10 protein-coding genes are annotated in these 11,805 nt (G+C 65.9%); 1 reads left to right on the top strand and 9 read right to left on the bottom strand.

All coding sequences use genetic code 11. The features are described from left to right. Positions 1-118: 118 nt before the first annotated feature. Positions 119-715: a hypothetical protein gene (locus CU669_RS05120; RefSeq protein ID WP_112142754.1), complete on the top strand. Its 597-nt coding sequence runs from the start codon at positions 119-121 to the stop codon at positions 713-715. Between the two features lie 21 nt (positions 716-736). Here the strand turns inward: CU669_RS05120 and CU669_RS05115 are convergent, their stop codons facing one another. The 9 genes from CU669_RS05115 to fliG all read right to left on the bottom strand — a co-directional run bounded on the left by CU669_RS05115 (position 737) and on the right by fliG (position 11,795). Next, positions 737-2,239: a DnaJ domain-containing protein gene (locus CU669_RS05115; protein ID WP_112142753.1), complete on the bottom strand. Its 1,503-nt coding sequence runs from the start codon at positions 2,237-2,239 to the stop codon at positions 737-739. An 85-nt stretch (positions 2,240-2,324) separates the two neighbouring features. Beyond that, positions 2,325-4,139 carry a DNA polymerase III gene (locus CU669_RS05110; RefSeq protein ID WP_112142752.1) on the bottom strand — a complete coding sequence of 605 codons (1,815 nt, stop codon included), beginning with the start codon at positions 4,137-4,139 and terminating at the stop codon, positions 2,325-2,327. Positions 4,140-4,212: 73 nt separating this feature from the next. Further along, a complete protein-coding gene (locus CU669_RS05105; RefSeq protein WP_112142751.1) occupies positions 4,213-5,010 on the bottom strand; it encodes a MinD/ParA family protein in 798 nt (265 codons plus the stop codon). Beyond that, positions 5,007-6,005 carry a flagellar biosynthesis protein FlhF gene (locus CU669_RS05100; RefSeq protein ID WP_112142750.1) on the bottom strand — a complete coding sequence of 333 codons (999 nt, stop codon included), beginning with the start codon at positions 6,003-6,005 and terminating at the stop codon, positions 5,007-5,009. The genes CU669_RS05105 and CU669_RS05100 overlap by 4 nt, the downstream gene beginning before the upstream one ends. Positions 6,006-6,111: 106 nt before the next feature. Further along, the gene (gene flhA / locus CU669_RS05095) at positions 6,112-8,226 is read right to left on the bottom strand and encodes a flagellar biosynthesis protein FlhA (RefSeq protein ID WP_112142749.1); all 2,115 of its coding nucleotides are present in this window, start codon (positions 8,224-8,226) and stop codon (positions 6,112-6,114) included. A 27-nt stretch (positions 8,227-8,253) separates the two neighbouring features. Next, positions 8,254-9,627 (bottom strand): sigma-54-dependent transcriptional regulator FlbD, encoded by a 1,374-nt coding sequence (gene flbD / locus CU669_RS05090; RefSeq protein WP_112142748.1) that lies wholly within the window; start codon positions 9,625-9,627, stop codon positions 8,254-8,256. A gap of 31 nt (positions 9,628-9,658) precedes the next feature. Then, positions 9,659-9,982: a flagellar motor switch protein FliN gene (fliN, locus tag CU669_RS05085; protein ID WP_239988555.1), complete on the bottom strand. Its 324-nt coding sequence runs from the start codon at positions 9,980-9,982 to the stop codon at positions 9,659-9,661. 40 nt (positions 9,983-10,022) lie between these two features. Next, complete coding sequence (locus tag CU669_RS05080) at positions 10,023-10,697, bottom strand: FliH/SctL family protein (protein ID WP_112142746.1); 675 nt, start codon at positions 10,695-10,697, stop codon at positions 10,023-10,025. 78 nt (positions 10,698-10,775) lie between these two features. Further along, complete coding sequence (fliG, locus tag CU669_RS05075) at positions 10,776-11,795, bottom strand: flagellar motor switch protein FliG (protein WP_112142745.1); 1,020 nt, start codon at positions 11,793-11,795, stop codon at positions 10,776-10,778. Positions 11,796-11,805: the final 10 nt, after the last annotated feature.

The following is an 11,805-nucleotide window of genomic DNA, read 5'->3' as shown; positions in this document are numbered from 1 at the left end:
CGCCGCCCGCCCCCCCTTGGGGCGGCGGCCAACCGGGCTCCGCATGGAAAGCGGGAATGGGCCGTGTAACAGCTATTCAGGCATTCCATCGAAGCCAAGTCTCAGAAGGAGAGTCGCAATGTCCGTCAATGCCCTGGGCCAGCGCCAATCGCCGCAGGCCATGATGCTGTCCAACCTTGAAAGCAACGGCTTGTCCGCCGACAAGGCCAACGCCATCAGCAAGGAAATCGATTCGGTGGTGAAAGCCACCATGTCCTCCTCCGCGTCGGACTCGGCCAAGGCCAGCCCCAGCGACGTGCGCGCGGCCATCGAGGCCAAGCTGAAAGAGGACATCGAGTCCGGTGAAATCACCGAGGAAGATGCCACGACCATCCGCACCACCCTCGACCAGTTCGAAAGCCAGATGGCCAAGGGACACGGCGGCGGTCCGCCTCCCGGCCCGCCGCCGGGCGGCGGCGCGGATTCCCAATCCGCGTCCTCGGACTCCAAGACGGTGAAAAGCACCACCAGCACCACCACCAACGGAATCACCACCACGGTGACCACCTATAGCGATGGCTCGACCAGCAGTTCGGTCAGCTTCGATACATCGGGGCAGTCGTCCATCCAGACCCTGCAGGACTTGCTGAAGGCCCTTTCCGGTGACAACGCGGCCAATTCGTCCAATTATCTGAGCAAAATGTTGTCCTCGGGACTGGTGGATACCAGCGCCTGATGACACCCGGTCCGACTGGTCTTAATCATCCGTGGCGAAGCGCTCGGTCGATAGGGCTAGCGGCTGCACCGGATCGCCGGGTGCTGGCGACAGCGAAATCTCGGCGATGCTGGTCATGGACCGGGCGCTGCCGGGGGCCACGTATTTGAAGGTCAGGGTGACCGGCAGGACCATGGCCTGCATCTCGTCGAGAAAGACGCCGCAGCCTCTGGAATACTTGGCGCCGGTGGCGAATTCGATGCGGTAGGTGCCCTCGGGGATACCGCCGACGCCGATGTGATAGGTGGCGGGCACGTAGAAGCTCGCCACCGTATGCCCGGTCAGGGTCTTCAGCTTGACCACGCCGTCGCGGCGGCCTTCGTTATGAACCAACAGGCGATGGTCGCCGCTGACCCTGCGGCTCAACACTTCGCCGGTACCCGGCGGGCCGCCGCGATTCTCGGCGCACCATTGGCTCTTGAAGCGCGCCCCCGAACCGGCATAGAGCGAGCGGGTCTCCACATAACCGTCGACGCCGGACGGCGTGCGGATGCGGACCCATTCCGGGGTATCGGTATCGCCGGTCACTTCCACGGTGGTGAAGCGGTCCAGCAAGGTCAGGACCGGAGCCCCGGCGATAGGGGCCATGCGAATCTTCAATCCCTCGATGGCCACATGGCGGATCTCGCCCACATTGACCGGGCGCATGGCGATATTGCCCGAGGTGGAAACCGGCTGATCCCAGGGCTTGGTGGCGATCAGGGCAAAGACGGCGGCGGTCAGAGGCAAGGCCAGCAGCGGCAGGACTTGGGCGAGGAAAACGCCGCCTCCCAGGCTCCAGCGGCCTTTCAGGCGGCGAGTGTCGGTGACCGAGCGGGTGGCGTGCATCAAGTCCTCGACCCTGGCGCGGTCATCGGGCTGACGGGCGAAGCGGGCGGCCTGAAGGGCCAGGGACCGGGCGATCTCCATCTCGCCACGGGCCAGGAAGGCGCGGCCTTGGCGGATCAGGATGCGGCCATTCTCGCGCTTGGGCTTGGAGCCGCCGAACAGATTGCGCAACAGGGCCAGAGGCGCCAGCAACAATCCCGGCAGCGACCACCAGCCCCACAACCAGGTGATGATGGAGGCTCGGACCGCCGTTCGGTCGGCGCAAGCCCGGCAAAAAATTCCCTCCAGCCGTCCGGTCTTCGCCCAGACCAGGAAGGAGCGGACGGTATGATAGACCACGTAACGGGGCTGGGCGGTCAGGCTGCCGCAGCACGAGCACGAGATGGGAATGGAGCCGGGCTCGGCCAATTCCTCGTCATCGTCCATGCATTCCTGGCCGGTCGTATCGTATTCAGCGCGCCGAACCACGTCGCGAAGGACGGCATAGGCGTCCATAAGTCTTTGAAATTCCTCACGCGCACGGGACGAGGCATTGCGGTCGGGATGGACCGTCTTCACCCGGCTGCGATAGGCGGACTTAATGGCGGACAGGTCGGCACCCGGCCTAAGGCCGAGGGTCGCGTAATAGCCTTTGGGGTCGCGCGTCAGTGTGGTCATGGGAGGCTTCGCATCAGGATCCTGTGGATTGTTCTGCAAGGTCCATGCCGCTTTTCAAAAGATTCAGCCTATCGTCGGCCGCCGACTATACCATGATCCGGGTGCCTTGGGCGTCGCAGGGCGGCAGTTCCACGAAGGCGCGGCCGGACTGGAAGCCGACGGCGCCCTTGATCCCGGTCAGCTGGGCGCATTCGGCGAAGATGCCCGAGATATCGCGGCAGATCTCCGGCCCCAGGGGGTGGGCGCTGCGGATGATCAGGTCGAATCGCTTGGTGTCCTTCTGGACCAGGCCGTCGAACTGGAGACGGCCCAGGCGGCTCATCTCCACCTCGAGGATGAAGCGTTGCTCCTGGCCCTTGGCGCCGCCCTTGGTCTTGTCCTCGCCCGAGACGCGCTGGACGTAAAGCCGGACAGGATCCACCTGGGCGCCATGGGCGAAGGGCAGGGTGATGGCCCGCCATTCGCCGTCGCCTCGCGGTCTCTCGGCCTCCTCGGTCAGCGCCAGGAAATCCTTTTTGAGACGCTCGGCCAGATCGCGCCGTCCGGCTCGATCAAGGCCACGGGTAACGCCGTCGCTGGCCAATAGCTTGAAATCGCCCGAGCGCACCGCGCCCGCGAAGATGGACATGGCGGCGGCCAGCCGGACATTGGCTTGCGGAATCATTCTGACCAGTTGGTCGGCGGTTTGACGGTCCAATTGGGCCAGACTATCCACCGCGCTGGACAGGGTCGGCCAGCCGCCCGGACCAAGCCCCTGACCTTCCGAGGCGGCCGCCGAAGTGGAGGGCGGCGGCGGTACGGGCGGCGCGACCACATCCAACTGAAGGGTGCTGCCCACCGCGATATTGGGACCGCTGGGCAGCGAGACCAGTCCGGCCTGGGTCTGCACCATGGCGGTGCCTCCCGGCGAATGGGACACGACGGGGCCGCTCAACTGCACCGGCTGGGTCGGGCTGGCCGTGGCCGCGGTGGCGCCGGGCGGCACGCTTTGCTGCGGCACCGTCGCGGTCGGCGTCGCGGGCTGGCCGCCTCCGGGGGTAGGGGCCAGGGGGGAGTTGGGGAAAGCCGGGGCCGCGCCGCTCGGCCCGGCGGATTGCGGTCCGGTCGGCGGCGACGGGGGAGTCTGCGATTGCGGTTGCTGCTGCTGAGAACCGGTTTGGGATTGCGGTTGGCCCTGCTGCCCCTGGCCAGGCAATGGCGGTACCGGTGCTCCGGCACCCGGCGGCACGATTCCAGCGATTCGAACGGTCATCTGGGTTCCCGGCGCCAAGTCGGCGAAGCCCGGCGGCGGTGTTGCCGCTTGGGCGCCTTGCATGGTGGCGAGGGGGCTTCCGGGCGGCGGCATCACCGATCCGGCGGGGGCGGGGCGGATGACGGTGGCGGTTAGCCCCAGCGGAGGCTGCGGCTGCCCGGCTCCCGCCGCCAGGGCATTGGTCGGAGGGACGCCGAAAGCGGCGGCGCTGCCTTGGCCCGCTCCCAGCGCCGCGCCCGCCTTGCCGCCGATGCCGGGGCCCTGGAGATCGGGCAGCAAAAGGCCGCCCGCGCCGGGCAGGCCACCGCCCAATTGCGGGCCGAAGGGGAAGGGACGGCCATTGACCGCCAATAGCTTAAGGGCCAGCCCACCACCTTGCGAGACGGTCTGAAGGCTGAGCTCGGCGTTTTCCGGAAGCGCAAGATTGGGCGGCAGGCGGAGCTCCAATGTCTCGCCGCTGGCGGTCTTGATCTGGATCAGGGTCTTGGATTCCACCGCCGCCAGGGTCGCTGCCACCAGCGATCCGGCCGGCAGCTTGGCCAGCGCCTCGGCCCCGGACGAGACCACCACCGTCAGCACCGCGCTGCCGGTCGCCGTGGTCTGGACGGGCGTGGGCGGCGGGGCCGGGGGGATGGCGGAGGAGGACATGATTACGCCAACGCGAGGATGCGGGCGGGACGCCCGCGCTCCAGGGCGGCGCCCGGCGACTGAGGCCCTCCCATCATCTTGGCCGGATCAGGCGTTCGACGATGGCTTCCACATCGGCGGCGGCTTCGGCATTGGGCGAGCGCGTCATGATCGGGGTCTGGTTGCGGATGGCTTCGCGCACCTTGAGGTCGCGGCGGATGACGCCTGCCAGCGGCGGCGAAATCTTCAGGAAGCCCTCGCAGGCCTTCAGCAGGGTGTTGTAGATGCGCTCGCCCTCGCGGGTGGAATTGGCCATGTTCACCACGATGCGCATATCGGTGCCCGGCCGCTCCATATGGGTGACCTTGATGAAGGCATAGGCGTCGGTCAGCGAGGTCGGCTCGTCGGTGGTCACCACCATGATGGTGCCCGCCTGCTGCGAGAAGTTGCGGGTGGTCTTCTCGACGCCCGCGCCCAGATCCACCACCACCCGGTCGTAATTGCCCGCCAGCAGCACCAGATCCTCGCCCAGCATCTGGAGACGCGACAGCGGAATATTGGCCAGGGTGCCCGATCCGGACCGCCCGGCGATGATGTCGAAGCCGCCTTCGGGGAACTGGGTCAGCGCCTGATTGAGGGTCAGGCGACCGGCCACCACGCTGCCCAGATCGCTCTTGGGCATCAATCCCAGTTGGATGTCCACATTGGCGAGGCCGAGATCGCCGTCGAACAGCAGGACGCGCTGCCCGGCGCGGGCCAGGGTATGGGCCAGGGTGATGGAGAACCATGTCTTGCCGACACCGCCCTTGCCCGAGGCGACGGCGACGACATTGCGGCCCCTGGCCCTGACGGGCGGGCGTGGCGCGAGCGTGGGTGCTTCCGTCGTGGTCATGATGGCGATGCCTCGGTCCAGAATGTTTGGTCATGGGGGGCGGGTATGGGGGCCTGCGGCATGATCAGCCGGGCCAGGGAAATGGAGGAAATGGGCGAGATGCCCGAAGCCACATGGGGGCTAGCCGACACGTCGCAGAACGCCAGTTGACCCGACTCGGCGCAGGCCAGCACGCCGCCCAGCCGCCGGGTGGTGTCCAGGCGCGACGCGAACAGGCGGGTGGCGCCGACCTCACCGAAGGCTTGGCCGATTTCGGCGGCTTCCGTCGCGTCGCCGCCAGCGGCCATGACCAGCACGGGCTCCACGTTGGCGGCTTCGATCAGCGCTTGCAGATAGTCCATGTCGCTTTGCTTGAAGGGATTGAGGCCGGGCGAATCGATCAGCACCAGATCGAACAGGCCATTGGTGCTCTCCACCACGCGGGCCAGGGATTCCGGCCCTCGGGCGCGCACCAGGTCCAGTTCCAGGATATTGGTGAAAGCGGCCAACTGTTCCACCGCTCCGGCGCGGATATTGTCGCAGGTGATGACGCCCACCTGGCGCTGCTTGAGCACCGAGCGGGCGGCCAGCTTGGCCACGGCGATGCTCTTGCCTGATCCGTTGGGCCCAACCAGCATGAAGGGGCGCGGCGCCGAGTGCTCGGGCAGATGGGCGAAGGTGAAACCGGCTTCCAGGGCGGCGGCGCAAGCCAGCGTCGGATCGCTCAGTTCGGCGGTGCGTGCCGCGTTGACCAACTTGTCGGCCAGACGTTGCGGCACGCCATGATCGGCGAAAGCCTTGCGCACGTCGTCGGCGGCCGAGGAATCCGAAACGTCTTCCAGCATTTCGGCGATGGCCAGATCGGCGTCGGCGGGCTCCAGGGCGGCGGTGATGCGCACGCCCTTTTGTCCCGCCGCCCGCTGGGTCGAGACGATGATGGCGTCGTCGCCCAATTCCTGGCGGACCAGCTCCATGGCTTCGGCCATGGTCGGCGCGGTGAAGGATTTCAGGCGCATGGGCTAGCCCTGTTCATTGCGCCAGGATGCGGCCGGGACGGCCGCGCTCCGATGGGGGGCGGTTCTGGGAGCGCGGGCATCCTGCCCGCATGAGTCCACGGTCTGGTCATATCTGCCCCAATGTCTTGATGCGGGCCTTGGGGTGGATTTCCGACTGGCTCATGACCACCGTCATGGGGCGGAAACGTTCGATGATGGAGCGCACATAGGGACGCACCACCGGGGAGGTGAGCAGGATCGGAGTTTCGCCCTGCATGGCGAAGCGCTCGAAGGTCTGGCGCACCCGGTTGATGAAGTCCTGCAACTGCGACGGCGCCATGGAAATCTGCTTTTCCTCGCCGCTGCCCACCAGGGATTCGGCGAAGGCCTGTTCCCATTCCGGCGACAGGGTGATCAGCGGAATGAAGCCCTGGCTGCCCGCATTGTTGTCGGAAATCTGGCGGGCGAGGCGGGCGCGCACATGCTCGGTGATCATGGTGACGTTGCGGGTATGGCCGCAGGCCTCGGCGATGCCTTCCAAGATGGTGGGCAGGTCGCGGATGGAGATGCGTTCGCCCAGCAGGTTCTGCAGCACGCGCTGCAGGCCGCCGATGGTCATCTGGCTGGGGATCAGCTCGGTGACCAGCTTCTGGTGCTCCTTGTCCAACTCGTCCAGCAGCTTTTGCGTCTCGGCATGGCTGAGCAGTTCGGACATGTTGTCCTTGATCACCTCGGTCAGATGGGTGGTGATCACGGTGGACGGGTCTACCACCGTATAGCCGCGGAACAGGGCTTCCTCGCGCACCGAGGATTCGATCCACAAGGCGGGCAGGCCGAAGGTGGGTTCGCGGGTCTTCTCGCCCGGCAGGGTGATTTCCTCGCCGCGCGGGTCCATGATCAGCAGCATGTTGGGGCGCAGATCGCCGCGTCCGGCCTCCACGTCCTTGACGAAGACCACATAGGTATTGGCCGGTAGCTGCATGTTGTCCTGGATGCGCACCGACGGCATGACGAAGCCCATCTCGCCCGCGACGGCGCGGCGCAAGCTCTTGATCTGGTCGGTCAGGCGCTGACCCTTGGGGTTGTTGATCAGTTGCAGCAGGCCGTAGCCCAGCTCCAGGCGCACATGGTCGATGCGCAGCGCCGTGGCGATGGGCTCTTCCGCCACCGGCGCCTGCTGCATGGCCTGCGAGGCCTCGGCCGCCGCCGCCTTCTCCGTCTTGACCCGCTGGCTTTGGTCGAGGAAATACGCCGCGACCCCCATGCTGATGCCCAACAGGGCGAAGGGCACGAAGGGCATGTTGGGGACCAGCGCCATGAAGCTCATCAGCGCTCCGGCCATGCCGACGGCGCGGGGATAGCCCGCCAACTGGTCGAACAGGGCCTTGTCCACCGCGTCGGGGACGCCCGCCTTGGTGACCAGCATACCGGCCGACACCGAGACGATCAGGGCGGGAACCTGGGTGACGAGGCCTTCACCCACGGTCAGCTTGGTATAGACGTCGGCGGCCTGGCTGAAGGTCAGGCCGTTCTGCGCCATGCCGATGATCATGCCGCCGATGATGTTGATGGAGGTGATCAGCAGACCGGCGACGGCGTCGCCGCGCACGAATTTGGACGCGCCGTCCATGGCGCCGAAGAAGGCGGATTCCTGTTCCAGTTCGGAGCGACGCTTGCGCGCCGTGGGCTCGTCGCACAGACCGGCCGACAGATCGGCGTCGATGGCCATCTGCTTGCCCGGCATGGCGTCCAAATTGAAGCGGGCCGCCACTTCGGCGATACGGCCGGAACCCTTGGTGATGACCACGAAATTGACGATCACCAGGATGGCGAAGACGATAATGCCGATGACGAAATTGCCGCTCATGATGAAGCTGGCGAAGGCGGCGATAACCCGGCCCGCACCCTCGACGCCTTCATGGCCGTGGGCCAGGATCAGGCGGGTCGATGCCAGATTGAGCGACAGCCGGATCAGGGTGGTGATCAGCAAGACGGTGGGGTACGAGCTGAACTGCAACGGCTTCTCGATGAAGATCGAGACCATCAGGATCAGCACCGCCATGGTCAGCGACAGGGCGAGACCCACATCCAGCGCCCAAGGCGGCAGCGGCAGGATCAGCACCATCAGGATCAGGATGACGCCCAGCGCCAGGCCGACGTCGCCGCGCTGGACCGCTGAATTCAGGCGATCGAGAAATGCCCGCGCGGTGTCCGCGCCGCCGCCAGCCTGACCCTCAGCCATGATACCCGCCCTGCTGTTGAATCATTGCTAGACGCTCATCCGTTCCGGCTCGCCGCCCGCGGGTGGCACGTCGATGCCCTCGTCGCCGTATTGCTTGAGCTTGTTGCGCAGCGTGCGGATGGAAATCCCCAGAATGGTTGCGGCATGGGTGCGGTTGCCCAGGCAATGGGTCAGGGTGTCCAGGATCAGATCGCGTTCGACCTCGGCCACCGTCTTGCCCACCATGTTGGTCTTGGCGCCGCCCATGACGCTGGCGGCGGCATTGGCGGCCTGGGCCACCATCGGGTCGGGGTTGGTGCCCACATGGCCGCCGGACAGGATGATGGCTTCCGGCGTGATCTCGGAGCCCGAGGCCAGCAGGACGGCGCGGTGCATGCAGTTTTCCAACTCGCGGACATTGCCGCGCCACACATGCCGGGTCAGCATCTGGCGGGTCTCGGCCGACAGCGGGCGGCTCGGCAGGCCGTTGCTTTCCGAATAGCGCTTGGCGAAGTGGTCGGCGAGGATGGAGATGTCCAGCGGGCGTTCGCGCAACGCCGGGAGCGCCAGGGTCACCACGTTCAGGCGATAATACAGATCCTCGCGGAAGGTACCCTTGGTGATCTCGTCTTCCATGGTGCGGTTGGAGGTGGCGAGAATGCGCACATCGACCTTGACCGGCTGATTGCCGCCGACCCGGTCGATTTCCTTTTCCTGCAGCACGCGCAGCAGCTTCGACTGCAGCCGCACGTCCATTTCCGAGATTTCGTCCAGCAGCAAGGTGCCGCCATTGGCTTCCTCGAACTTGCCGATGCGACGCGCCACCGCGCCGGTAAAGGCGCCCTTCTCATGGCCGAACAGCTCGGATTCCAGCAGGTTTTCCGGGATGGCGGCGCAATTGACGGCGACGAAGCGCTTGTCCGAGCGGCGGCTTTTGTTGTGGATGAAGCGGGCGATCAGCTCCTTGCCGGTGCCGGATTCGCCGGTGATCATGATGGAGGCGTCGGAATTGGCCACCTGTTCGGCCAGTTTCAGGGTCTGCGCCATGCGCGGATCCTTGAAGACGATATTATGGCTTTCCTGGACCACGGCGGCGATGATGGCCGCGATCAGTTCGGCGTCGGGCGGCAGCGGGATGTATTCCTTGGCGCCCGCCTTGATGGCGCGCACGGCGGCGGAGGCGTCCGAGGCGATGCCGCAGGCCACCACCGGCACTACGATGCGTTCGGCTTCCAGCGAATCGATCAGCCCCTTGATGTCGCGCTTGACGTCGATCATCACCAGATCGGCGCCTTGGGTGCGCAGCACCTCCAGTCCGGCGGTCACGTCCTCGGCTTGGCGTACCTTGGCGCCCCTGGCCATGGCGATCTGGCTGGCGGCCCCGATCTGTCCGTCGAGCGTGCCGATGATCAGAAGTCGCATGTCGTCCGTCTCCCGTCCGTCGCGATCGCGCTCAAGCGCGTTCGGTCTTGATGATTTCCGTCATGGTCACGCCCAGGCGATCCTCGACCACCACCACCTCGCCACGCGCCACCAGGCGGTTGTTGACGTAGATGTCGATGGCCTCGCCCACCTTGCGGTCCAGCTCCACCACGGCGCCGCGTCCCAGCTTCAGCAGTTGGTTGACCTGCATGGTGGCCTTGCCGAGCACCGCCGAGACCTGGACAGGAATGTCGTAGACCGCCTCGAGGTCACGGGCCGACCTGGGGACGTCGGGAATATCGCCGCGCTGTTCCTCGCCTTCGGCCTTGAAGTCGCTCAGCTCGAAATCTGCCATGTCATCCTCCACATCCGGCATTCAGCCGGAAATAAATCCCTCAACCCTCGGCCCGTCGTTCAGGCGGAGCCAGGGAGCGTTCCACCGCCGCCTCGATATCGGCGATCAGGCGGGCCTGGTCGCGTTCGGCGCCGCCGTCCGCCCATTCCACCCGGCAATCGCCGCGTTCCAGGCGAGGGTCGGCCTGGACCACCACGCGGCCTTCGAAACCGTGCATGACCGCCACCGTTTCCAGCCGTTCACGCACCGGATCCACCAGTTCGGCATCGGTGCGCACGATGATGCGCGGCTCGTCGAGCACCTGGCCGAAGCATTCCTGCACGGTGCGGACCACCTCTTCAAAGGCGTGTTCCTCGCAGGCGGCGGGCAGCACCTTTTTCAGAACGGCCATGGCGACGCGGGCGGCGACACGCTGGGCCTCGTCGGCGGAATGTTCCTGGGCGTCGCGCAGCCCTTCCACCGCCCCGGTCAATCGGGTCATGGCTTCGGCCAGTTGCGCCTCGGCGCTGGCGGTGGCTTCGGCGATACCCGCGCCATGGCCTTCCTCATAGGCGGCCTCGCGCACCACCTGGAGGTCTTCCTCGGTGAAGGTGGGCGGCGGCGGCGCTTCCGGCTCGGCCTCGTCGTCCTGTTCGGGCATGGCCGTTTCGGCCGCCTTCGCTCTTGTCGAGGGCGGGCCGAAATCCAGGTCGAACATGTACTTCTTGTAGGCCATAAGAGTCCTAAATCATTCGCTTCAATCGCCCGCGGGGACTCGTTCCCCTTGGCCTTTGCCCCGCGCGAGTGACGCGGCTTAGTACACCAGTTCGTCTTCCTCGCGGCCTTCGGAGATGACCAACTGGCCGGAGGCCGCCAGTTCCTTGGCCATGACCACGATGGCGGCCTGGGCCTGATCCACGTCGCGCAGGCGCACCGGTCCGAGGGCTTCCATGTCCTCGCGCAGCATCTTGCCCGCGCGTTCGGACATATTCTTGAAGAACAGTTCCTTGACCGCGTCCGCGCCGCCCTTGAGGGCGATGGCCAGCTTGTCCTTTTCCACCGAGCGCAGCAGCACCTGGACACCGGCCGCATCCAGACGGATGAGGTCGTCGAAGGTGAACATGAGGGCCTTGATCTTTTCCGAGCTTTCCCGGTTGCGCTCTTCCAGGGCCGACATGAAGCGGTTCTCGGTATTGCGGTCCAGGTTGTTGAAGATGTCGGCCATGAGTTCGTGGGAGTCGCGGCGCTGGGTGCGGGCCAGATTGGTCATGAACTCGCTCCTCAGGGTCTTTTCGATGCCGTCCAGCACTTCCTTCTGCACCACTTCCATGCGCAGCATGCGCATAATGACTTCCATGGCGAAGTTTTCCGGCAGCACCGCCAGCACGCGGGCGGCGTGGTCCGGCTTGATCTTGGACAGCACCACCGCGACGGTCTGCGGGTATTCGTTCTTCAGGTAGTTGGCCAGCACCTGCTCGGAGACGTTGCCCAGCTTGTCCCACATGGTACGGCCGGCGGGGCCGCGGATTTCTTCCATGATGGCGGCGACGCGGTCCTTGGGGATGGACTTCATCAGCAGCCGTTCGGTGGTGTCGAAGGTACCCGTCAGCGAGCCGGTGGACGACAGGGCGTCGGCGAATTCCACGAAGACCCGTTCCACCAGATTGGAGGACACCGTGCCCAAGGACGCCATGATCTGGGACAGTTCCTTGATCTCATCGTCGCCCAGCATGCCGAACAGCTTGGCCGAGTGTTCCTCGTTGAGCGACAGCATGAACATGGCGGCCTTCTGGGGGCCGGTGAGGCTGCGATAGTCTTCTTTGACGCGACCCATGGCGGTTTCC

The sequence above is a fragment of the Paramagnetospirillum kuznetsovii genome, assembly GCF_003284725.1.
Classification (GTDB): Bacteria; Pseudomonadota; Alphaproteobacteria; order Rhodospirillales; family Magnetospirillaceae; genus Phaeospirillum; species Phaeospirillum kuznetsovii.
This window is presented reverse-complemented; position numbering and strand designations above follow the sequence as displayed.